The sequence below is a fragment of the Arthrobacter woluwensis genome, from assembly GCF_030816155.1.
GTDB lineage: Bacteria > Actinomycetota > Actinomycetes > Actinomycetales > Micrococcaceae > Arthrobacter_E > Arthrobacter_E woluwensis_A.
In genome coordinates this window covers 2,846,098-2,869,181 of sequence record NZ_JAUSXR010000001.1, presented here as the reverse complement: position 1 = coordinate 2,869,181, position 23,084 = coordinate 2,846,098, and the positions used below count along the sequence as shown (strand labels likewise).

General features: G+C 68.9%; 17 protein-coding genes and 2 pseudogenes. 13 read left to right on the top strand and 6 right to left on the bottom strand.

Annotated features, from left to right (window positions below; translation table 11 throughout):
- Window positions 1-19: 19 nt before the first annotated feature.
- A complete protein-coding gene (locus tag QFZ52_RS13100) occupies window positions 20-1,330 on the bottom strand; it encodes an ABC transporter substrate-binding protein (protein ID WP_307498031.1) in 1,311 nt (436 codons plus the stop codon).
- Window positions 1,331-1,602: 272 nt separating this feature from the next.
- Between QFZ52_RS13100 and QFZ52_RS13095 the strand changes: the two genes are divergently transcribed.
- The 3 genes from QFZ52_RS13095 (at window position 1,603) to solA (ending at window position 5,201) form a co-directional block, all read left to right on the top strand.
- The gene (locus QFZ52_RS13095; RefSeq protein ID WP_307498030.1) at window positions 1,603-2,847 is read left to right on the top strand and encodes a Gfo/Idh/MocA family protein; all 1,245 of its coding nucleotides are present in this window, start codon (window positions 1,603-1,605) and stop codon (window positions 2,845-2,847) included.
- Between the two features lies 1 nt (window position 2,848).
- On the top strand, window positions 2,849-3,886 hold the full coding sequence (locus tag QFZ52_RS13090; protein ID WP_307498029.1) for a LacI family DNA-binding transcriptional regulator: 1,038 nt from the start codon (window positions 2,849-2,851) through the stop codon (window positions 3,884-3,886).
- 136 nt (window positions 3,887-4,022) lie between these two features.
- Window positions 4,023-5,201 carry an N-methyl-L-tryptophan oxidase gene (solA, locus tag QFZ52_RS13085; RefSeq protein ID WP_307498028.1) on the top strand — a complete coding sequence of 393 codons (1,179 nt, stop codon included), beginning with the start codon at window positions 4,023-4,025 and terminating at the stop codon, window positions 5,199-5,201.
- An 89-nt stretch (window positions 5,202-5,290) separates the two neighbouring features.
- Here the strand turns inward: solA and QFZ52_RS13080 are convergent, their stop codons facing one another.
- From QFZ52_RS13080 to acs, 3 genes are all read right to left on the bottom strand, one after another.
- Entirely contained in the window at window positions 5,291-6,646 is a 1,356-nt protein-coding gene (locus QFZ52_RS13080) for an FtsX-like permease family protein (RefSeq protein ID WP_307498027.1), read from the bottom strand.
- Window positions 6,643-7,386, bottom strand: coding sequence for an ABC transporter ATP-binding protein (locus QFZ52_RS13075; RefSeq protein WP_307498026.1), 744 nt, complete (start codon window positions 7,384-7,386; stop codon window positions 6,643-6,645). The genes QFZ52_RS13080 and QFZ52_RS13075 overlap by 4 nt, the downstream gene beginning before the upstream one ends.
- A 182-nt stretch (window positions 7,387-7,568) precedes the next feature.
- A complete protein-coding gene (gene acs, locus QFZ52_RS13070) occupies window positions 7,569-9,539 on the bottom strand; it encodes an acetate--CoA ligase (protein WP_307498025.1) in 1,971 nt (656 codons plus the stop codon).
- A 312-nt stretch (window positions 9,540-9,851) separates the two neighbouring features.
- Here acs and QFZ52_RS13065 point away from each other — a divergent pair, with 312 nt between their 5' ends.
- From QFZ52_RS13065 to QFZ52_RS13055, 3 genes are read left to right on the top strand one after another with little or no spacing between them, the layout of a single operon-like run.
- Window positions 9,852-11,807, top strand: coding sequence for a hypothetical protein (locus QFZ52_RS13065; protein WP_307498024.1), 1,956 nt, complete (start codon window positions 9,852-9,854; stop codon window positions 11,805-11,807).
- Between the two features lie 6 nt (window positions 11,808-11,813).
- On the top strand, window positions 11,814-12,635 hold the full coding sequence (nth, locus tag QFZ52_RS13060) for an endonuclease III (protein ID WP_307498023.1): 822 nt from the start codon (window positions 11,814-11,816) through the stop codon (window positions 12,633-12,635).
- Window positions 12,632-13,312 carry an NUDIX hydrolase gene (locus QFZ52_RS13055; protein ID WP_307498022.1) on the top strand — a complete coding sequence of 227 codons (681 nt, stop codon included), beginning with the start codon at window positions 12,632-12,634 and terminating at the stop codon, window positions 13,310-13,312. The genes nth and QFZ52_RS13055 overlap by 4 nt, the downstream gene beginning before the upstream one ends.
- An 84-nt stretch (window positions 13,313-13,396) precedes the next feature.
- Here QFZ52_RS13055 and QFZ52_RS13050 read toward each other — a convergent pair whose 3' ends face one another.
- Window positions 13,397-15,115 (bottom strand): bifunctional 3'-5' exonuclease/DNA polymerase, encoded by a 1,719-nt coding sequence (locus tag QFZ52_RS13050; protein WP_307498021.1) that lies wholly within the window; start codon window positions 15,113-15,115, stop codon window positions 13,397-13,399.
- Between the two features lie 132 nt (window positions 15,116-15,247).
- On the opposite strand from QFZ52_RS13050, the gene ssd reads away from it, so the two are divergent.
- From ssd to QFZ52_RS13015, 7 genes and pseudogenes are all read left to right on the top strand, one after another.
- Window positions 15,248-16,366: a septum site-determining protein Ssd gene (gene ssd, locus QFZ52_RS13045; RefSeq protein ID WP_307498020.1), complete on the top strand. Its 1,119-nt coding sequence runs from the start codon at window positions 15,248-15,250 to the stop codon at window positions 16,364-16,366.
- Window positions 16,363-17,676 (top strand): TadA family conjugal transfer-associated ATPase, encoded by a 1,314-nt coding sequence (locus tag QFZ52_RS13040; protein ID WP_307498019.1) that lies wholly within the window; start codon window positions 16,363-16,365, stop codon window positions 17,674-17,676. Before ssd ends, QFZ52_RS13040 begins: the two co-directional genes overlap by 4 nt.
- The gene (locus QFZ52_RS13035; RefSeq protein WP_307498715.1) at window positions 17,676-18,482 is read left to right on the top strand and encodes a type II secretion system F family protein; all 807 of its coding nucleotides are present in this window, start codon (window positions 17,676-17,678) and stop codon (window positions 18,480-18,482) included. The genes QFZ52_RS13040 and QFZ52_RS13035 overlap by 1 nt, the downstream gene beginning before the upstream one ends.
- A gap of 158 nt (window positions 18,483-18,640) precedes the next feature.
- Complete coding sequence (locus tag QFZ52_RS13030; protein ID WP_307498018.1) at window positions 18,641-19,156, top strand: type II secretion system F family protein; 516 nt, start codon at window positions 18,641-18,643, stop codon at window positions 19,154-19,156.
- A 131-nt stretch (window positions 19,157-19,287) separates the two neighbouring features.
- A complete protein-coding gene (locus QFZ52_RS13025; protein ID WP_307498017.1) occupies window positions 19,288-19,587 on the top strand; it encodes a DUF4244 domain-containing protein in 300 nt (99 codons plus the stop codon).
- A gap of 62 nt (window positions 19,588-19,649) precedes the next feature.
- The gene (locus tag QFZ52_RS13020; protein ID WP_307498016.1) at window positions 19,650-19,967 is read left to right on the top strand and encodes a TadE family type IV pilus minor pilin; all 318 of its coding nucleotides are present in this window, start codon (window positions 19,650-19,652) and stop codon (window positions 19,965-19,967) included.
- A pseudogene (locus QFZ52_RS13015) lies at window positions 19,964-20,335 on the top strand (Rv3654c family TadE-like protein); the annotation flags it as partial. The gene QFZ52_RS13020 and the pseudogene QFZ52_RS13015, both read left to right, overlap by 4 nt.
- A gap of 215 nt (window positions 20,336-20,550) precedes the next feature.
- On the opposite strand, the pseudogene QFZ52_RS13010 reads toward QFZ52_RS13015, so the two are convergent.
- Window positions 20,551-22,915 (bottom strand): annotated as a pseudogene (locus QFZ52_RS13010) (DEAD/DEAH box helicase).
- Window positions 22,916-23,084: the final 169 nt, after the last annotated feature.

Genomic DNA, 23,084 nt, shown 5'->3' with positions numbered 1-23,084 from the left:
GCCACCGGGTGGGTCCGGGCTACTGGGCCGAGTAAAGGGCCTTGGCCTGGGACTCGAGATTCTTGACGTCGACGGTGCCGTCCTTGAGGAAGGCCTGGAGCGCCGGGATCATGACGTTGTTGGCCATCGCCGGGAGGGCGTCGCGGTCGAAGAACTGCGTGATGGACTTCGCCTGGCCGATGACGTCCGCGCACTTCTTGTTCAGGGCGGTGAAGCTGCTCTGATCGGAGCCCTTCGCGGTCTGAATGTTGGAGGGGTCGCCCTTGTAGTAGGCGTCCTGGCCCTCCGGGGCGCCCATGAATTCCAGGAAGTCCTTGGCCGCCTGGTTGTCGCCGCCCTTCTTGGACAGCAGGAACCCGTCGATCGGAGCCTCCACTGCCTCCTGGCCTTCGACCGCCACTTCGGGGAACGGGAAGAAGTCGATGTCCTTGAGCACGGCTGGATCGGTGAACTGCTGCGTCACGAAGGAACCGAGCAGGTACATACCGGTCTTCTGGCCTGCGAGAGCCTTGGCGGCGTCCTGCCAGGTCTGGCCGAGTGCGCCCGGATCCTGGTAGGGCAGAAGGGCCTTCCAGGTGTCGAAGACGTCGCTGACCTTCTTCTGGTCCCACGATTCCTTGTGGGCGCAGAGATCCACATGGAACTGGTAGCCGTTGAGCCGCAGGTTCAGGTAGTCGAAGGTGCCCATCGCCGGCCAGCCGTCCTTGTCGGCGAAGCCGATCGGGATGATGCCGTCGCTCTTCATCTTGGCGCACAGGGTCTTGAGCTGGTCGAACGTGGTGGGGACTTCGTAGCCCTTGGCCGCCCAGACGCTCTTCCGGTAGAAGAAGCCCCAGGGATAGTTGTAGTTCGGGATGAAGTACATCTTGCCGTCGGGGCCGGTGGAGGCCTTCTTGAGGGCGTCCGAGTAGTTGCCCCCGATCTTGGACCAGACGTCGTCGATGGGCGCCAGAAGTCCCTTGCCCGCGTAGTACTGCATGCGGTAGCCGGCGAACCAGGTGAAGGCGTCGTCCGGGGACCCTTGCAGGTACGAGTTGATCTTGTTCTGGAAATCGTTGTGGGGAACGGTGTTGATGGTGGCGGACTTGCCGGCCTTCTTCTGGAAGGCGGCGAGCGTGTCGGCAAGGGCCTTCTTCGGCACCTCGTCGGAAAGACTCGAACCCAGGGTGAACGTGGTGGCCGCGGAGCCGCCACCGGAGGGGCCGGAGCCGCCGGTGCACGCCGCGAGCAGCGGAACGCCGGCGAGGCCGGCCGCGCCGAGAGCGAAGGATTTGAGAACGGTGCGACGCGGGGCGACTACGCTGCCGGCCGGCATCTGAGGCTGTGGCATTTTTTCTCCTTCAAGAACCCATTGCCTGTGATGTGCGCCACACTAGCAGTCAATGGAACAAAAGTGAACAAGAAGAAACCTTCGCAAACATAAAGATTCAGAATCGATCTGGGTGTCGCGTCGGCACAACGGCCTCCGTGGCACGGATTGGCGGGGTTCAACGGGAGGCCTGAGCCAACAATCTACACGGGTCACTTCTATGTAACGCAAGCATTTCAGGAAGAATCTCGAACCTATTGACTCGAGTAGATCGTGCTGGGAGACTCTTCCGCATGACTCAGATCTCACCGTTCTCCCTCGGAATCGTCGGCGCCGGCCAGTTCTCCGGCCAGTTCGCCAAACTCTTCAAGGCGCACCCCCTTGTCCGGGACGTCTATGTCACCGATGTGCTCGCCGAGCGGGCGGAGACGCTGGCAGCCCGGCAGAACCTGGCCGGCACCTTCCCCAGCTTCGAGGACATGCTGGCCTCCGACGTCGACGCCGTCGCGATCTTCACGCAGCGCTGGACCCACGGGCCGCTGGTGGTCCAGGCCCTCAAGGCGGGCAAACACGTCTACTCCGCTGTGCCGATGGCGATCAGCGAAGAGGAGATCGCCGCGATCATCGAGGCCGTCCACGAGACCGGGCTGACCTACATGATGGGCGAGACCAGCTACTACAACCCCGCCACGATCTACGCGCGCGACCGCAAGGCCGAAGGCGCGTTCGGCCGGATCTTCTATGCCGAAGGCGACTACGTTCACGACATGGACCTCGGTTTCTACGCCGCCTACCAGTACAGCGGCGGGGAGGAGTGGCAGAAGACCGCCAGCTACCCGCCCATGCTCTACCCGACGCACTCCCTGGGCGGCGTCCTCGGCGGCATCGGGGGCCATGTGACGAGCGTGAGCTGCATCGGCGTCCGGGACGACCGTGGCGACGGCGTCTTCGACCGAGAGATCAGCATGTTCGACAATGACTTCTCCAACGCCACGGCCCTGTTCGAGATGGACGGCGGCGGGAGCATCCGCATCAATGAATTCCGTCGCGTGGGCTACCCGTCTCATCTGCGCGAGAGCCGGTTCCGGTACTTCGGCACCGAGGGCAGCTTCGAGCAGCTCGTCGAGACGGCCGTGTGGCAGGACAAGGAGGGCTTCACCGATGTGAGTGAGCAGATCAGCACCCTGCCCAGCATCCCGCTTGATGACCCGTCCCTCGCCGACGTCGACCCCTCCCTCCGCGACGCCTTCGTCTCGGGCCTCGCCCCCGTCCACGATCCGTCCCGGCTCCCCGCGGAGCTCCGCGCCTTGCCGAGCGGGCACGAGGGGAGCCACGCCTTCCTGGTGGACGACTTCGTGACCGCCGTGGCCGCCGGCACGCTGCCGCCCGTGAACGCCTGGACGGCCGCCCGCTTCACGCTGCCGGGCATCGTGGCCCACCAGTCGGCGCTGCGGGGCGGGGAACGGCTCCCCATCCACGACTTCGGAGACGCCCCGGAGCTTCCGGCAGCCCGCAGCACCGAGGCCGCCCGCGGCTAGCATGGTGGCTATGCCGGACCTCTCCGCTTCACCCCGACCCGTGATCACGCGGAAGGACGTCGCCCGCCTGGCGGGCGTCAGCACCGCCGTCGTGAGCTATGTGGTCAACGGGGGCCCCAAGAACGTGGCCCCGGCCACCGAGGAGAAGGTCCGGCAGGCGATCGCGGCGCTCGGCTACCGGCCCAATGCGGCGGCGCGGGCCCTCAAGAAGGGGTCGTCGCAGATTCTGGGCATGGTGGTCCCGAAGATCAGCAACCCGTTCTTCGCGAGCCTGGCCGAGGCCGTCGAGCAGGCCGCGGAGGAACAGGGGTTCGCCATGCTCCTGGCCGACTCCCGGGACTCGCTGTCCGTCGAGCGGCGGCATCTCAGGAACTTCATCGACCGGCAGGTGGATGGCGTGTTCCTCTGCTCGGTCCTGGTGCAGCCGGACATCCAGGAGCTCCGGGAGCGCGGCGTGCGGACGGTGCTGCTCAATTTCTCCGAGGAGTCCCCGTCCGTGGACGCGATCGGCCCCGAATTCTCCGAGAGCACACGACGCGCGGTGGAGCACCTGGCCTCGCACGGCCACCGGGACATCGCCCTGGTCATGGGCCTCACCACCGGGAATGCGCCGGACCGCCGCGAAGGTGGCTGGCGTGCGGCCCTGCAAGGCCTGGGTGAATCGGAAGGCCGGATCTTCCGCTGCACCTTCGACCGGCAGGGCGGCTACGAGGCCGGGAAGCAGTTCCTCGCCGTCACGCCCCGGCCGACTGCTGTTTTCATCAGCTCGGACCAGCAGGCCATCGGCTTCCTCCGTGCGGTCCAGGAGGCCGGCCTCAGCGTGCCCGACGACGTGGCGGTCATGGCGTTCGACGGCTCGGCCGAGGCGGAATACTGCTGGCCGCCGCTGAGCACCGTGCGGCAGCCCGTCAAGGAGATGGCCGAGGCCGGCGTCCGGGCGATCATCGGGGCCGAGCGCGACGAGCCCTCCCGGAACCAGGTGTTCGAGTGCGAGCTGATCCTGCGGCGGTCCTGTGGCTGCCGGGCCGAGGGTTCCTGAGCGCACCTGCCGCCGCGCATCTCCACCACCCCCGTCGCCCCGCACTTCCGCCGCCCGCAAAGCGGCGTCACGGACTACCGTGCGTCACAGCCCGTGTGCCACTCTCGGAAGGATCGCTCAACGACGGGAGAACGCCATGCCGGGCGGGTACACGCACATCGTCATCGGCGCGGGGGCCATCGGCTCCGCGGCCGCCTACTGGCTCTCTCAGACCCCGGGCACCCGTGTGCTCGTCCTGGAGCAGGACGAGCTGGTCAACACGCGGAACTCCTCGGGTGACGTCTCCCGCATCATCCGGCACGCGTATCACAGCACCGCGTACACGGCCCTGACGCCCGCCATGTTCGACGCCTGGGCGCACGTGGAGGAACAGTCCGGACTGCCGCTCTACCTCCGGACGGGCGGGCTGGACCTCGCCTCTTCAGCACCCGCGGCGCGTGCTTCCCTGGACGGCTACCGCAGCGCGCTCGCGGCGCAGGGCATCCCCTATGAGGACCTCGACGCGGACGAGATCCGCCGCCGCTGGCCCCAGTGGCGGATCGAGGATGATGTCACCGGCATGTACCAGGAGGCCGGCGGGCTGATCGACATCCGGGCCAGCGTCGCCGCCCACACCTCCCTGGCCCTCGCCCACGGGGTGACCTTCCTCCCGCACACCCGGGCCACCGGGGTCGAGGTGAGGCCTGACAGCGTGACGGTCCGGACGACGCGGGGCGACTTTCATGCGGACCGGCTCGTGGTGGCCGTGTCCTCGTGGCTCGGCGAGCTGATGCCGGACCTCGGGCTGAACTACCGCCTCACGCTGTCGCAGGAACAGGTCAGCTATTTCACGTCGGCCCGTCTGTCCGAGTTCACCCCGGACCGGTTCCCCATCTGGATCTTCCACGGCGAGCAGGACCACTACGGGTTCCCGGTCTACGGTGAGCCGGCGGTCAAGATCGCGCGGGACATGCGCGGCCGCTTCATCAGCAGCGACGAGCGCGTCTACGAAGGCGACGCCGAGGAAGCCGCGCTGCTGGAAGGGTTCCTGCGGCGGCACCTGCCGGGCGCCGTCGGGCCTGTGTATGCGAACAAGACGTGCGTATATGACATGCCGGCGGACCGCGACTTCGTGCTGGACACCATTCCGGGCGCGCCACATGTGGCCGTGTTCAACGGGGCGGGGCACGCGGGGAAGTTCGCGTCTCTCATGGGGCGCATCCTCGCGGAGCTGCTGACCGACGGCTCCACGTCGCACCCCATCGAAGCGTTCTCGCTGCGGAGGCCGGCGATCACGGACCCCGATTTCGTGCCCACATTCCAGCTCCACCACTGAGCCATCGCCGCGCCGGGAACGGAGCCGGGAACGAAGGGGTGGACGCCGGAAACCGCCGGCGTCCACCCCTTCGTCCTCAGAAGTGCGTTCTAGAGCACGCGCTCCGGCCGGGCCAGGATCCCCGGCACCAGCTGGGCGGCCAGCGCCGCCGCGCCGCGGACCACCAGGAAGCCCGCCACGAACACGGCCGCCGTCGTGATCACGGCCAGCGGCTGAACGAAGACGGCGAAGCCCACCAGCGGGAACAGCAGACCTGCGGCGCACGCCGCGGAGCCGCCCGCCACCACCCACAAGGCCGACATGACGGAACGGCGGCTCGCCTCGACCATCACGGCGCGGGGCATGCCGAGCCGGTCCAGCGAGACGTGCACGGCGGCGCGGTCCAGGGTCGAGGCGGCCTGGTTGATCCCGACGGAGCACGCGACCATCACGAACGACGCCGCGACCGTCACGAGCACCCCGGTGGAGATGTCCCGCATGAGCCAGCGCGAGGCGTCATCCATGGGGTGGTCCTCCGTGATGGCGGCCATCGCGAGACCGACCGCTCCGAACACTCCGACGAAGCTGGTCATCGCCACGCCGCTGACCTGCCGCCATGCGGCCTTCGGGTCCTCGAGGATCATCCGCGCGGCGAGGAGCTTCGCGACGGTGGGCGCCTTCCGGTGCCGCCGGCGGGCCACGACGCGGATGAACCAGGGGCCGATGAAGTTGAGGGCGAGGAGGGCGCCGCCGAACGCCACAGCCATCGCGATGATCATCGCGGCGACGCCGCCGAACTGGCCCAGCGCGCCGATCCCCTGCAAGAGGAACACGCCGACGACCACGATCCCGGCCGCCACCAGCGCGCGGACCCAGTGGGCGGTGCCGGCGCGCTGTCGGGTGCGGACGCCCAGCGGAGTCACCACCACGGACCGGAGCCCGACGACGGCGCTCACCGAGGCGAGCAGCACGATCCCCAGGGCGAGGAGGGGCACCACGGCCCAGGGCAGCCAGATCTGATCGCCCAGTGCGGCGCCCCGGAAGTGGAGCAGTCCGAGCAAGGGAGCCGTGGCGCAGTAGAGGACGACGCCCAGAAGGGAGCCGAGCAGGGCGGTCGTGGCGGCCTCCAGCACGGTCAGGAGGGTGACCGTCCCCGTCGAGGCGCCCAGGAGGCGGAGCGAGGAGAGGCGGTCGTCCCGGCGTCGTGCGGCGAGTTTCGCGGCCGAGGCGCCCACTGTGCCGAGCGGCACGAGCAGCAGGACCAAGGCGATCACGGCGAGGATCTGGTAGGTGATGGCGAGCTCGTCGTCCCAGCGGAAGAAGGCCTGTGCGCCGCCCGTCACCAGCAGGAGAAGCGCCGTGACGAGGGCGAAGGAGAGGAGCGGCAGCAGGGTCGCGGCGCGGTCGCCGTCCTGCCGGCGCCGGAAAAGCCCGGCCAGGCGGAGTGAGGTCCGGAGGGTGTTCATCGGGCCGCACCGCTTCCGAGGCCGAAGGCCCCCGGAGCTGAGGCGGAGGCGGGGGAGCCCGTGTCGGAGACGATCCGGCCATCGCTCAGGGTCACGATGCGGCCGCAGCGGCGGGCGACCTCGGGATCGTGGGTGACCATCACGAGGGTGCGTCCTTCCCCGACCGTGCCGAGCAGCAGGTCGAGGACCTCGGTGGACGTGGTCGAGTCGAGGGCGCCGGTGGGCTCGTCCGCGAAGATCAGGCGGGCGCCGGTGATCTGGGCCCGGGCGATCGCCACGCGCTGCGCCTGACCGCCGGACAGCTCGCCGAGCCTGCGGTTCTCCATCCCGGCCAGGCCGAGGTGGGCCAGCCAGCGGACGGCCTCCTCCTCGGCGTGCGCCCGGGGGACGCCGTTGAGCATGCGGGCCACCGCCACGTTCTCCAGGGCCGTCAGTTCGTGGAGCAGGAGTCCCTGCTGGAAGACGAAGCCGAATTCCTCGCGGCGCAACCGGGCGCGGGCGCCGTCGTCGAGGGTCTCGACCTGAAGTGGCCCGGCGCTGGAGACGAAGGTGATGGAACCACTGGCCGGCCGGATGATGCCGGCCAGGCAGTGGAGGAGGGACGTCTTGCCCGAACCTGAGGCGCCCATGATCGCCACCGACTCACCGTGGCCGATGCTCAGGCTGACGGAGTCAAGCGCCGGGAGCGACGCGCCGGGGTAGGAGAGGGACAGGTCTCTGGCGTGGAGGATCGTGGTCATGACTCCAGTCTTCCGAAGCGCGGAGAAAGGCACATCGGAGCAGGAGCGGAGTCTGAGCGGGGTGGTTCATACCCCGGTATGAAAGAGACGACGGCGGGTGTGCACCCTCGCGCTGAGAGTGCGCACTCGCCGTCGTCGACCGGCCGGGCCGGGGCGGGCCGGGTGGCCCGCCCCGGCCGCCCCTACTTCCGCAGGTCCGCGGCGATCTGCTGCATGACCGTGGGGTCCGCCAGCGTGGTGGCGTCACCCGGGTCGCGGCCTTCCGCCACGTCCTTGAGCAGACGGCGCATGATCTTGCCTGAGCGGGTCTTGGGAAGTTCCGGCACCACCAGGATGTTCTTCGGCTTGGCGATCGGGCCGATCTCCTTGCCCACGTGGGTGCGGAGGTCCTGGACGATCACGTCTCCCGTGTCCTCCACGCCTTCGCGCAGGATCACGAACGCCACGACCGCCTGGCCGGTGGTCTCGTCGTTGGCGCCCACCACGGCGGCTTCCGCCACCGACGGGTGGCTGACCAGGGCCGACTCGATCTCCGTGGTGGAGAGCCGGTGGCCGGAGACGTTCATGACGTCATCCACGCGGCCGAGCAGCCAGACGTCCCCATCGGCGTCCTTCTTGGCGCCGTCGCCCGCGAAGTACATGTCATCGAAGCGGGACCAGTAGGTGTCCTTGTAGCGCTCCGGATCGCCCCAGATGCCGCGCAGCATGGAGGGCCAGGGCTCGCGGATGACCAGGAAGCCGCCGTGGCCGTCCGGCACGGACTCGCCGACCTCGTCCACCACGTCCACCGCGATGCCGGGCAGCGGCACCTGGGCCGAACCGGGCTTCGTGGCCGTCACGCCGGGCAGCGGGGAGATCATCATGGCGCCGGTCTCGGTCTGCCACCAGGTGTCCACGATCGGGGCCTTGTTCGAGCCGATGACCTCGCGGTACCACATCCACGCTTCCGGGTTGATGGGCTCGCCCACGGAACCGAGCACGCGGATGGAGGAGAGGTCGTACTTCTCCGGGATCTCGCGGCCCCATTTCATGAAGGTCCGGATGGCCGTGGGAGCGGTGTAGAGGATGGAGACCTTGTACTTCTCCACGATCTCCCACCAGCGTCCCTGGTGGGGGGAGTCCGGGGTGCCCTCGTACATGACCTGGGTGGCGCCGTTGATGAGCGGCGCGTAGGTGACGTAGGAGTGACCGGTGATCCAGCCGACGTCGGCGGTGCACCAGTAGACGTCCGTCTCCGGGTGGAGGTCGAAGACGTTCTTGTGGGTGAACGCCGCCTGGGTCAGGTACCCGCCCGTGGTGTGCAGGATGCCCTTGGGCTTCCCGGTGGTGCCGGAGGTGTAGAGGATGAAGAGCGGATGCTCGGAGTCGTGGGCCACCGCGGTGTACGCGGCGGAGGCGCCTCCCACCACGTCGTCCCACCACTGGTCGCGGCCCTCGGTCCAGGACACCGGCTCGCCGTTCCGCTGGACCACGACGACGTTCTGGACCGTGTGGCCGTCCGCGGCGAGCGCTTCGTCCACGGCGGGCTTCAGCGCGCTGGGCTTGCCGCGGCGGTAGGTGCCGTCGGCCGTGACGACGAGCTTGGCTTCGGCGTCGTCGATGCGGGAGCGCAGAGCGTCGGCCGAGAACCCGCCGAACACCACCGAGTGGATGGCGCCGATCCGGGCGCAGGCCAGCAGGGTGATGACGGCTTCCGGGATCATGGGGAGGTACACGGCGACGCGGTCACCCTTGCCGACGCCGAGGGATTCGAAGGCGTTCGCCGCCTTCTTCACCTCGTCGGTGAGCTGGGCATAGGTGTAGCTGCGGGTGTCCCCGGGCTCGCCTTCGAAGTGGATGGCCACGCGCTCGCCGAGACCGTTCTCGACGTGCCGGTCCAGAGCGTTGTACGCCGCATTGACCTCGCCGCCCACGAACCACTTGGCGAAGGGGGCGTTGCTCCAGTCCAAAGCGGTCTCGAAGTCTTTGTCCCAGGTCAGCAGCTCACGCGCCTGCCGGGCCCAGAACGCGGGGCGATCAGCTGCGGCTTCCGCATACAGTTCCTCACCGGCGACGGCGCTCGCTGCGAATTCCGGGGTGGGGGCGAAACGGCGGTTCTCCTGGAGCAGGTTTTCCAAGGCGTCACCTGCGGCTGGAGTGGTCTCTTCAGACATCCTGGATCCTTCTACTTCTTCGTTGAGGTGCATTCCACCGACCACCTTAGTCCTCCGCTCCGACAAATGAGTGTCGACGGTCACACTATGGACCACGGTGAACAGATATGGCAGTGGAGCCGGCCGGGCGATCCTCGACAGCGGTGGGACGGGGTGTGGCGGGCGATTTGGCGCTTTTCTGGAGAAATCGCAGCGAGCGTCGGCGCGGGGGCCTCGGCGTTCTCAGGCAACACTTCTCCCGGGCGGGCCGTCCGCCCATTAGGCTGGTGACAAGTCCGCAGCATGACCTCCATCGACAGGAGAACACAGCCGATGTCAACGCCAGAGTTCAACAACCAGGGCGGGCCGGAAACGCCTGGCCAGCAGAACCCGGAGCGGAATCCCTGGGGACCTCCGGGTCAGTACCAGGGCCAGCCGCAAGGGCAGCCGGCGCAGCAGGTTCCGGGACAGTATCAGGGCGGTCCGCAGAGTGGCACTTCCGCCGGTGCTCCGTACGGAGGCGCGGGCGGGCAGGGACAGCAGTACGGCCAGCAGCCCGCTCCTCAGCAGAACGCGCCCGACTACGGCCGGCAGGCGCCGGGCGCTGGATATCCCGGCCCCGGCTACACCCAGGCGCCCGGTGCGGGTCACGGCGCCTCGGTGAGTCAGCAGCCCGAGGGTGGAAAGGCCCTCCTCGGCCCTCTGACTCTCCGTGATGTGCTCGTCCTGGTCGCCGTCGTGCTGCTCCTCGTGAGCAATGGCCTGGGGAACTTCGGCCGTCTCGGCTTCATCCCGAGTCTCGAGTTCCTCGGGCTGGACATGATCCTTCCGCTCGCGGTCGGGGTCGGTTTCGTCATCCGCCGGGTCAGCCCGACCACCAAGCTCCGTCTCGGGTCCTTCTCCCTCGACCAGCTCGCCTCGGTGCTGGCGTCCCTGGCGCTGCTGGGCGCGCTGAGCCGGCTCAGTGTCCTGCCGTTCCTGGGGTATTACGCCTACATCAACTGGACGTCGGTGATCCTGAGTCTTCTGGGCGCCGCGCTGCTCTTCGTGACGACCGTCCTGGCGCGTTTCATTCCCGTGTTCGCGGCCGATTTCACCGGCCGTCCCGAAGCGCCCGCTCACGTCGTGGCCCGGGACGCCGCTCCGGCGAACCGTCCCGCGCAGCCGGTGCACTCCGGTCCGTCTCACTCCGGTCCCGCTGCGCAGCAGTACCCGAGCACCCCGGGCTACGGGAATCACCCGGGTGGCCCGGCACAGGGCGGTGCGCCGCAGGGTGCGCCGTCGCCGTACGCTCCGCAGGGCTACCAGTCGCAGCAGTCGCAGCAGGGCTCAGCCTGGGCTGCCCCGGCTGCTGCCGGTGCGGCAGGGGTGGGCGCGGCAGCCGCTGGGCACGGTGCGCCGGCTGCCGAGCCGGCGGAATCGCCGACCGACGACGCCGGAGCCTCGCCGTCCGGGTCGCGGCACCGCGCGCCGGAGGCGCCTGGAGCACCGGAGGGTACCGTTGAAGGTCTGGGGGAGGGTGTGGGCGAGGCCCGCGACGCCGGTTCCGCCGCCTCGGCTGACGAACCGTCGCCCGCGCCCGCCGCAGGAGCTGCGGGTTCCGATCCCGAAACGGTCACCAGTTCCGATGCCGGCGCCGCCGCCGCTGAAGTGCCGTCGGAGGAGCCGTCCTCGACGCGGGACGACTCGGCGCTCGCCGGGTCCGATCCGATCCTGGGCGACGAAGTCCTGGCGACCGCCGACTACGACGCGTCGGAAGGCCCGTCCGAAGACGACCTTCTGAAGGAGGCCCAGTCGCGCGTGGCCGAAGCTCCTGAGCTTCCGGAGCCCGTGCTCGGCGTCCCGACGCTGAACGAACCCGTCGAGGAGCCGGAAGAGGAGGAGTTCTTCGCTCCCCATCCGGACGATGACTCCGACGTCACGGTGCTCCGCAGTGCGCTCAACACCGGCAGTGCACCGAATACTGGGGCGGGCAGCGCCTCTGCCGGCTCTGCGGAGCCGGCAGAGGCTGAGGAGGCCGCTCCCGCAGGTTCCGGGTCCGCGGACCCGATTCACGCCGTCGTCGACCCGCACCGTGAGGCCGAGCAGCCCGCGCAGCAGGCCTTCTGGTTCGCGGTGCCGGAACGGCGCGTGGCCCTGGACGAGCGCAGTGGCGCTCCCGTGTTCGACCTGGAGCCGGGCAAGTGGATCCTGGCGCTGCAGGAAGGCCCGCAGGGTCTGGTGGTCCAGAACGAGGACGGCCGGATCGGCGTGCTGCACGACCTCCGCAGCATCGAGCGGGGTTCCTGACCCGCAATGACGAAGAACACCGTGGCGGCCGGCGGCGAAAGTCTGCTGGCTAAGAAACGCCGGGCGCGGAAGATCAACAAGGTCCTGGGGGAGTTCTATCCGTACGCCCACCCGGAGCTCGACTTCCGGAACCCGTTCGAGTTGCTGGTCGCCACGGTGCTCTCCGCGCAGACCACTGATATGAGGGTCAACCAGATCACCCCCGCGCTGTTCGCCCGCTATCCGGGCCCCCGCGAGATGGCGCAGGCCGAGCTTCCGGACCTGGAAGCCATCATCCAGCCCACCGGTTTCTTCCGGGCCAAGGCGCGGAACCTCGTGGCGCTGGCGACTCGGCTGGTCGACGAGTACGACGGCGAGGTCCCGCCGACCGTGGAGGACCTGATCACCCTGGCCGGCGTGGGTCGCAAGACGGCCAATGTGGTGCTGGGCAATGCGTTCGGCATCCCCGGCATCACGGTCGACACGCATTTCGGGCGCCTCGCCCGGCGCTTCGAGTGGACCACCTCGGACGATCCGGTGGTGGTGGAACGCGAGGTGGGCGAGCTGGTGGAGCGCAAGGAATGGACGCAGCTTTCGCACAGGGTCGTGTTCCACGGGCGCAGGGTGTGCCATTCCCGGAAGCCGGCGTGCGGCGCGTGCGTGGTGGCCCAGTGGTGCCCGTCGTACGGCATGGGCGAGACGGACCCCGTCAAGGCGGCCAAGCTCCTGAAGTACGAACTCGCTCCCGGCCAGGAGGAACTCCGCGCCGCGTATCTGGCCGCAGTGAAGGATCCGGCCGAGATCCGGATGGCTTCTCAGCGGGCACTGCTGGCCGAGTCCGCTTCGTGAGCGCCCTGCAGGACCTCCGCCGGTTCGCCGGCGAGGCCGGAACCGTCCTCGCTGAAGAGCTGGGCGCACGGTGGCGGCTCACGCTCGCCGAGCCCGACACCGCCCGCGACGCCGCGGTCCTCATGCTCTTCGCGCCCACGGCCGAAAGCGCCGGACGCGACCCGCAGAGCCTCGGCCCGGATGACCTGGACCTTCTGATGCTTCAGCGCGCGACGACGCTCGGCAGCCACGCGGGGGAGATCGCCTTCCCCGGCGGCAAAGTGGAGCCCGAGGACGCCGACGAGGCCGCCGCCGCACTGCGGGAGGCGGTGGAGGAGACGGGTCTGAACCCGGCCGGTGTGGACGTGGTCGGGGTTCTGCCGTCGCATCCGCTGCCCTACAGCAATTTCATGGTCACTCCTGTCCTGGCCTGGTGGCGCGAGGCGAGTCCGGTGTTCGTGGTGGATCCTCGGGAGTCGGCCCTGGTGTTCCGCATCCCCGTGCGGGACCTCCTGGATCCTGCCAACCGGGTCACGGCCAGCCTGGAGCGAGCCGGGGTCACCTTTGAATCCCCGGCCTTCCTGGTGGAGGACATCTTCATCTGGGGATTCACCGGCAAGCTGCTGGAGGAGACGTTCCACTACCTCGGGTGGGCCAAGCCGTGGGACCCGGAGCGGAAGCACTTTTTCACGCTCTGAGCTGTGCTCTCTGACCGTCGGGTTCTGAATGGTGGCGGGGTTCCGCGTGGCGGTCCGGGGGCCTGTGAAAGGTGCAACGCTGCATCACTTGGCCTGATCGTATGAATCGACCACGGCCACCGTGAGCGGAAAGTCCACGGGGGCCGTGCCGAACAGGAGCCGCCCGGCATCCCGGGCCGCGCTTTCCACCGCCTCGACACAGTCGGGGATGAGCTCTTCGGGAGCGTGGACCATGATCTCGTCGTGGAGGAAGAAGACGAGTTCCGCGGGGCCCGTGATCGGCCAGGACGAGGATCCGGCCTCACCGGTATTGCTCTCCCGAGCCCTCGGCAAGGCGGCGCCGAGCTCGTGGAGCCGCGACCTGATTCCCGCCAGCCAGCACTCGGCCCATTCCGCCGCGGTTCCCTGGACGACGAAGTTGCGGGTGAACCGGCCTCGTGACCTGGCCCAGGAATCCGCGCGGCGCTGTTCCTCCTGCGTCTGAGTCCGCTGGGCCGCGTCCCATGCGGCGCCGGGAGGAGGAGTGGTCCTGCCCAGCCACGTGGAGACGGATTCCCCGCGTTCCCCGCGCCGGGCGGCGTCCTCCACCAGCCCGATGGCTGCGGGATACAGCTTCTTCAGCTGGGGCATGAGCCGAGCGGATTCGCCGGTGGTCGCCCCATACATCGCACCCAGAAGGGCTACCTTCGCCGAGGAACGGCTGCCCCCGAACCCGGCGTCGGCGATTTCCGCGTACAGGTCCTGACCGCGGGCGGCGGTGGCCATGCCCTGATCGGCCGACATCGCCGCCAGAATCCGAGGCTCCACCTGTGAGGCGTCGGCGACCAGCAGCTTGTACCCCGGAAGCGCCCGGACCGCGTTCCGGACTGATTTCGGGATCTGCAGGGCCCCGCCTCCTCGGGACGACCATCGTCCGGTGACCACGCCTCCCACCACGTAATCCGATCTGAAGCGCCCATGACGCACCCAGCTGTCCAGCCATGACCAGCCGTTCGCCGTGTAAAGCCGGGACAGCTTCTTGTACTCCAGCAACGGGGCGATCACGGGATGGTTGAACTCCTGCAGCTCCCACTGCCGGGTGGTCCGCACTTCGATCCCGTTACGGTGCAGCGCCCGCAGCAGATCCTGTGGCGAATCCGGGTTGAGCGAGGGCGAGCGGAGCAGTTCCCTCATCTCCGCCACCAGGGTCTCCATCTTCCGGGGCCGTTGTGCGGGGGCAGGTTCCGGGCCGAGCACGTCCTCCAGCAGCCTGCGATGGGCCGCCTGGTCCCACGGAACGCCCAGGAACTGCATCTCGGTGGCCACCAGTGCCGCCGCCGATTCCGCCGCGACCAGCAGGCGCAGCCGGACGGGCGAGGTGGAATCCGCGATCGCCTTCAGCTGAGCCGCGAACTCCTGGCGCGTCAGTTCGTGGTCCCGGGCTTGGCGCGGTGCGTCGAAGAGGCTGTCCTGGACCTGCTCCACAGGGCCGGCATCGGGGCTGGGATATTCCGTGGAACCGCTGATCCGGGCGGCCATCTCCGCATAGTCCGGGGCATCCACCCGAGAGGAGAACCGCAGGATCGTGCGGATCAGGCTGATGTCGTGACATCTGGCCACTCGCACACCGGCGGCCAGGAGACGGGGGTAGAAGTCGTGCACGGTGTCCCACACCCAGCGGGGCTGCTCACCTTCGAGCGACAGCACCTCCGCGGGGAGCTCCTCCGCAGGGACCCGCCACGGACTGCCGATCGTCACGCCCGAGGCGTCGAGACGGGACAGGTGCGCCCCGCCGTCGTCGTCGGGGGTGATCAGGATGTGCATGGTTCCATTCTCCCGGGTGGCGCCGACGTTTCCCGACGGGGTTCTCGCGGTGTGGATAAGTGGCTGTGAGGCCTGTCCACATCGCGGAGTCGGCCCATGCCGGGATGCCCGATTCGCCAGCACGCTGGATTCATGAAACGACGTATGCAGAGCGCGACGGCACCTTTCCCGGCCGCGCAGGGCGCCCCCGGATCCCCGGTATCGGCTGCCACCGGAACGGATCCCTTCAGCGCGCCATTCCTCGTGATCACCGGACGCGCCGTCATCCGTGAAGCGGTGAGGGCTGCTGCCGCTGCGGCCGGTGTGCGGCTGCGGGTCGCGGAAGACGTCCAGAGTGCGCTCCCGGAGTGGGACCGGTCCAGAGCTGTGATCGTGGGAGGAGACGTGCTGGAACTGCCGGTTCGTCGTCGGCCGGTGGATGCGCTGCTCGGCGCCGAGGATGACTCCGGGCTGTGGGACCGTGCGGCCATGTGGGGCGTGGAACGAGTCGGTGTCCTGCCCGCCGCCATGGGCTGGCTGGCGGAATTCCTCGGCGGTATGGGCACGGTGCGCGACGGCGGGCTGGTCACCGGGGTCTGGGGTGCCTCCGGAGGAAGCGGCACCTCGACCCTCGCGGTGTGGCTGGCGGCGCAGGCGGCTGAGCAGGGATTGCGCGCGGTGCTGGTGAACACCGCGTCCCAGGACACCGGCTGGGGATACGCGTTGTCCGCCACGGAACTCGCGGGAGTGGGGTGGACCGAGCTGAATTCGAGTGGTGGCGCGATCAGCCCCGAGCGCCTTGCGAACTCCTTGCCACAGGTCTCGGGTTTCTCGGTCCTCACGTGGACGGCTGGCAGTGTCGAGCCGGGAACGACGGTTCATGATCCTCGTGTCCTGGATGCGGCGCGCAAGGCGTATGACCTGGTCATCCTCGACCTTGCGGATTCCACCCTGCACCAGCTCGCGCGGTGGTGCGATTCGTTGACCGTGTGCGCCCCTCTCACCCTCAATGCGGCCGTCCGTGCCAGCAACGAACTCGGCCATGTGCCGGTGTCCTCTCCTGGACTCGTGGCCCGGGCTCACCGAGGACGGGGTCCGGAAGCGGCAGAGCTCGCTGGGAGGCTGGGTCTCGAGTATCACGGCCTGATCCCGCCTTTGCGGGGCGTCGTCGCTGCGGCGGATGAAGGCCGCCTGCCCGCGCTGGCCCACGACCGCCCCGTGCGGAAGGTGGTTCACGCGGTGCTGACCCACGTCGGAGGTGGTGCCCGATGACCGAGACACCGGACGAGCGACGGATCTCGTCGGATCTCCCCGGGCCGGACAGCGGCCGCCGACGCGCAGTCCGTTCGGCCACTCTACGGCGGCGGCGTCCTTTCGCGGCCATCGACAGCGGCCCGGATGATGGCTTCGCCCAGAGTCCCGGGAACGGACACGGCGTGGATCAGGCGCTCCTCGAGACCATCCGCCAGGATGTGCTGAGCTCACCCGGCCCCGTGACCACCGAGCTGGTCGCTGCCGCTGTGAACTCGACGGGCCGGTTCCTGGGGCCTTCCGTGGCGCTCGCGGCGGTGGAGAGCATCAACGCGGAACTGCGAGGTCTGGGACCGTTACAGGTGGTCGCCGACGTTCCGGGAGTCACCGACATCTTCGTCAACGGTCCCGACGACGTCTGGTGGGACCGCGGTTCCGGGCTGGAGCGGATCGCTGTGCCCTTGGGGCATGAAGAACAGGTGCGCGCCCTCGCCCAGCGGTTGATCTCGGCCGGTGGGAGACGCCTGGACGAAGGCAATCCGTGCGTTGATGTGCGGATTCCGGGCGGCTACCGGGTCCACGCGGTCATCCCGCCGTTATCGCCCGACGGCACCGTGCTGTCCATCAGGATCCGCCGTGATCAGCGGTTCACTCTCTCCGAACTCGGCGAGGCCGGGATGTTCACCCCGGACCTCCAGGGTGTGCTCCGTGCCTTGATGATGCGACGCATGAACTTCTTGATCAGTGGCGCCACCGGCTCCGGCAAGACCACTTTGCTGTCCTCGCTGCTGAGCCTCGCGGGACCACAGGAGCGGCTCGTCCTGATCGAAGACGCATCGGAACTCGACCCCGGACACTCCCACGTCATCAGGCTGGAGTCCCGGCACGGAAACATCGAAGGCAAAGGAGCGATCGGGTTGCGTGAACTCGTCCGGGAGTCCCTGCGTATGAGGCCGGACCGTCTCGTGGTGGGGGAGTGCCGCGGCTCGGAGGTCCGCGAACTGCTCATGGCCCTGAACACCGGACATTGTGGGGCCGGGACGCTGCACGCGAACTCGGCCGATGACGTGCCGGCCCGTCTCGAGGCCTTGTGCGCCTTGGCGGGGATGGACGGCGTCGCCACAGCGGCCCAGGTGTCGAGCGCGGTCGATGTGATCATCCATCTGGCCCGGACGTCGACGGGACGGGAAATCCGTGAACTGAGCGTGGTGCGCGCAGTCAGCGGCCGCTTGATCACGGAATCCGTCCTGCGGCACTCCGGCGGGCGAGTGAGTCACGGGCCGGGCTGGCCGGCATTCAGGACCAGGCTGTACGGCGAGGCGGACTCGTGATGCTCTTCACCGTCTTTCTGATGGCGGCCCTGCTGGTCGCCGGTCCCGGACAGGGCGCATGGGTGTGGCGGGACCACTGGCGATTCGCTGACGGTTGCTCCCGTCGCAGCGGTGGGAAATTCTGGAACGGCACTTTGGCCCCCTTCCGGAATCGGTTCGGTCGGGGCGCTTCCGGCGCACGGAAATCCGTCGCCTCGGATCTCGAAGCCATGGCTGTTCTGGTCCACCATCTCGGTGCATTGCTGAGTGGCGGGCGCAGCCCGGCCCAGGCGTGGCGGGAACTGCTGGACCTCCAACGGACGGACGATGGGCTGCCCTCCATGTCCGGGCCGGGCGGGGGTCGCCTGGCGGATCCGGGCCCGCTCATCGCGGCGGCTCAGGCGGCCGCTCTGGGGGAGAGCCCCGCGCTTGCCATTCACCGTCACGTGACGACCGGACATTTCGCGAAGGCGTCCGGCTCCGCCGCTCGGCATTGGTCCAGGCTCGCCGCCTGCGTTCGGGCCAGCGAGCTCAGTGGCTGTCCGCTGGCAGAGCTTCTGGCGCGATTCGCCGTTGACCTCGAACACTCCGCCGACGCGGAGAGGTCTCGCCAGACTGCGCTCGCCGGTCCCAGGGCCAGTGTCGTGTTGCTCGGCTGGCTGCCGTTCTTCGGGCTGGGCCTTGGACTGCTTCTGGGTGTCGACCCGGTGACCATCATGCTGCAGTCGCCGCTGGGCGGGCTTTCCGTGGGAGCGGGCCTGGTCTTCTGGTTCCTCGGACGGATCTGGTCTTCGCACTTGGTACGCCAGGCGGAGGCGGCGCTATGACGGGCCTTCTCCAGTTTCTCGCCCTGCTGATCGCGTGCTGGTGTCTGACCAGTGCCAGACCATCGAGCGTCGCAGTTCTGGCCCGGAGGACCGGTCCTGCCCGGCAGAGGTCCGGCGAGCCACCCAACCCGTCGGAAACCTTTGGGGGTGCCGGAGCCGTGGATGACAGTGCCCTCCTGCTGGAACTGGTCGGGGTTCTGCTGGAGGCCGGACTCAGTGTGCAGCGCAGCCTCGAAGTGCTGGCTGAGTGCACGGATCAGGCCATAGCGGCTCAGCTTCGAAGAGTCGTGGCAGGTCTTGCCCTGGGCGGCGCGTGGGATGAAGCCTGGCGCAGTGCATCCGGAGCCGGTCTCCCTTCTGGCGTGAGCCCCAGCCGGGCGGGTCCGGTCCGGTTCGCAGTCCGCCTCGTTCGTGGATCCGCGCCTGCTCTTCACCCGGCGCTGCAGGCGGTGAAGCAATCACTGGGATTCGCCGCACTCAGCGGAGCGCCGTCGGCTCAGAGCATCCAGTCCAGTGCTGCGGCAGAGCGGCGCAGGACTCTGAGGGAATCCGAACGACGGGCCGCGACTCTGGGCGTCCGGCTCGTCCTGCCCCTGGGGATGTGCTCCCTGCCGTCGTTCATCTGCCTGGGCATCGTCCCGGTGGTCCTGGCGCTCCTCCCTGGAGTCGTTTGACATCGCCCGGAAGGGCACCCACCGAAAGTCGCAACTGATGCAAGCAACCCCTTATGCAAGCAACCCCTTATGCAAGCAACAACTGAAAGGAAATCTCTATGCACAACAACACTTCTCCGTCTCCAGCAGACGTGAGTATCCCTGAACGCCGCACCCTTGCGGGCGGGGTCCGCGCAGGGGTCGCCCGGTGGACGGAGATCCTTGCGGGCGAGTGTGCCGTTCTCTGGCTCCGCGTGGCCGGAATCCTCTGGCGCTTCCGCGCCAGGCTGGCCAGGACCTGTTCAGGGCAGGCAGGGACATCGACGGCGGAATATGCCATCGCGACCTTGGCTGCCGTGGCATTCGCCGGACTCCTGGTCGTCATCATGCGCAGCGACGAGGTCCGAGGATTCCTGCTGAACATCATCCGCACGGCCCTGGCGATCCCGTGAAAGAGCACCGTCCCGGCCACCGGGGACCGGGTGAACGCGGCACGGTGACTGCGGAGTTCGCGGTGACGTTGCCGGTGGTCGTCTCCCTTCTCGCGGTACTGCTGGGAGCCGTCGCCGCCGGCTCACAGCAAGTGCGCCTCGAGGAGGCGGCCCGGGCCGCCTCGCGTGCCCTCGCCCGCGGTGACAGTCAGGAAGCGGCCAGCGCCGGTGCTCTCCGGCTGGCAGGGGACCACGCGTCGCTGGAGTTCCACGACGACGGCGCGGGCTTCGTCCGCGCCACCGTCCAGGCACCCGCACCGGGCGTCCTCGGCGCCGCGGTTCCCTGGGTCCAGACGGCTCAGTCGACCGCGGCGTTGGAAGATCCCGGAGGAACCCCATGAGCTGTCGGAAGGCGTCCTGCCCGGCTTTAGAGGAGACCCGCCGGCTGTCGGAAGGTGGTTCGGGCACCATGCTGTCACTCGGACTCGGGCTGGTGGTCCTCGTCGCGGTACTGCTCGTCGTCCTGCTCGGACAGGCGGCCTCGCTGGCTTCCCGCGCGGCCGCTGCGGCGGATCTCTCAGCGCTCGCGGCCGCGGACGCCGCGCGTGGCTTGCGGAACGGAGATCCATGCACCGTAGCGGCGGAGATCGCCTCCAGAGACGGAGCACAGCTGGACTCCTGCGAATTGCAGGGGCCATCTCGAGACATCGCGGAGATCCGGACGAGCATCGGCGGTGTGTTCGGGGTGGGACGCGGCGAAGGTCGCGCACGCGCGGGTCCGCCGCCTGAGGAAGGAGGCGGCACTTCGCCAGCCGTCACCGGCCCGCGCAGCTCGCGTGGTGTGGGCGGCTTGGGCGTTCGGGCCGCTCAGGGCAGCACTTCGCCAGCCCTCTCCGGCCAGCGCGGCCCGCGTGGTCTGGGCGGCTTTGGAGGCCGAGTCGGCCTGGGCGGCCAAGAGGGCCGAGTCGGCCTGCGCGCCGGCCCCTACGCTTCGCCGTCGGGCGTCTTCGGGCCTGTCCAGTCATGGGCGTCCTTGAGGAAGGCCTCCAGCAGGACCAGCGCCCCCGCCTTGTCGAGCGGGTTGTTCTTGTTACCGCACTTCGGGGACTGGACGCACGAGGGACAGCCGGATTCGCACTCACAGGACAGGATGGCCTCGCGGGTGGCGGCGAGCCAGGTGCGGGCCTTGGCGAAGGCCCGCTCGGCGAAGCCCGCTCCACCGGCGTGCCCGTCGTACACGAAGATCGTGGGATGCCCGGTGTCGGCGTGCAAGGCCGTGGAGACACCACCGATGTCCCAGCGGTCGCTCGAGGCCACGAGCGGGAGCATGCCGATCGAAGCATGTTCTGCCGCGTGCAGGGCGCCCGGGAACTGCGCCTCCACCAGGCCGGCGTTCATCAGGCGCTGGTTGCCCACCACGAACCACACCGCCTTGGTGAACAAGTCGCGTGCCTCCAGGTCGAGGGGCTCCTCGCCGAGCACCTCATTGGAGGCCAGCGATTTCCTCTGGAAGGAGACCACTTGAGTCGTCACCTTGACCTCGCCGAAGTGAACCGCGACGTCGCCCCATTCCATGGAGCGGTCCACGGACAGGACTTCCACCTGGGTGACGTCCCTGGCGGTGGTGTAGTAATCCGGATTGGCCCGCCGGACCAGGACGGTGTGGTCCTCCTCATCCAGTTCCTCCACGAGGTAACTGGAACCCTGGTGGATGTAGACCGCTCCCCGGTGCGCCTGATAATGCGTCTGGGGCGAGTCCATCGAGCCGAGCAGGGCACCGGTGTCCGCGTCCACGATCCGCGCGGGTCCACCGCCGTCATCGCGGATACTGACCATCCCCGCCGCGCTCTGGGCGTGCGTCCAGAACCAGCCGGCGGGGCGGCGGCGCAGATAGCCGCGTTCCACCAGGGTGTCCAGCATGGCGCGGGCGGTGGGACCGAAGAGCTCCTCATCCCCGGGGCGCAGTGGCTGTTCAGCCGCGGCGGCGCAGAGATGCGGGCCCAGGACGTAGGGGTTGGACGGATCGAAGACCGTGGCCTCAACCCCGACGTCGAACACGGCCTCGGGATGGTGCACGAGGTAGGTGTCGAGGGGGTCGTCGCTGGCCACGAAAGCGGCCACGGCGTCCTGACCTGCTCGCCCGGCCCGGCCGATCTGCTGGAAGAAGGAGGCCCTGGTTCCGGGCCAGCCGGCCACCAGGACAGCGTCGAGCCCCGAGATGTCGATGCCGAGTTCCAGGGCGGAGGTGCTGGACACCCCGAGGAGTTCCCCGGAGCGCAGGGAGGCCTCCAGCGCCCGGCGTTCTTCGGGGAGGTACCCCGAACGGTACGCGGCGATTCGACCCGGGAGACTGGGATCCACGTCGTCGAGGAGCCGCTTGGTGATGGAGGCGATCCGCTCGGCCCCTCTGCGGGACTTGATGAAAGCGATGGTACGCACGTGGGACGACACCAGATTGGCGAGCATGTCGGCGGACTCGGCGATCGCGGTCCGCCGGGTGGGCGCTCCGTTCTCTCCTTGCAATTCGGTCAGCCGAGGTTCCCAGAAGGCGACGGTGGTGGCACCCCGAGGGGAGGCGTCGTCCGTCACCGCGGTGACGGGAGCGCCGATGAGCCGGGAGAAGGATTCCGCGGGTTTCGGCAGCGGTGGCGGAGGCAGCGAGGAACACCGGTTCGGCACCGTAGTAGGCGCAGACCCGGCGCAGGCGCCGCAGCAGATTCGCCACATGGGAGCCGAAGACGCCCCGGTAGCTGTGCGCCTCGTCGATGACCACGTACCGCAGACGCCGGAAGAACCGGGCCCACCAGGAATGGTTCGGCAGGATGCCGTGGTGCAGCATGTCCGGGTTGGCCAGGATGATGTTGGCGTGCTCGCGGATCCACCGGCGTGAGCTCGCATCGGTGTCGCCGTCATAGCTCTCGGCCCGCAGCGTCCCCAGGCGAAGCGAACGCAGGGAGGCCAGCTGGTCCGCCGCCAGAGCCTTGGTGGGGGCGAGGTAGAGGACCGTGGCGCCGTCGTCGTGGAGCTTGCCCGGCTCGGCGAGCACCCGGAGTTCGGACCGGTGCACGGCGTCGACGGCGGGCAACTGGTACGCCAGCGACTTGCCGGAGGCGGTCCCGGTCGCGATCACCACGTGGTCGCCGGCATGAGCCCGCTCCGCCGCTGCCACCTGGTGCTCATACGGGGTGTCGACCCCCAGCCGCTGATACGCGGCCACGACGTCGGGGTGAGCCCATTCCGGCCAGGAACCGTGGCGGGCCTGACGCGAGGGGATGGTGCGGACGTGCTGAAGCTGTTCCGGTTCCGCGGAGCGGCCCAGGAGAGGGATCAGCGAGTCAGAGGAGCGCACCGGAATATTGTGTCACCCGCAGGCTGGGCCCACTTTCGCGGCGGGAACCGGGCCGGCCGTATGACTGGAGCGGCGCCCCCGTCCGACGGTTCGCGGATCGCGCATGCCGGGCTCGGCCGACCGCGAACGCGGGACCCAGGTGCCCGGCCGGAGCGGCATCCCATCAGGA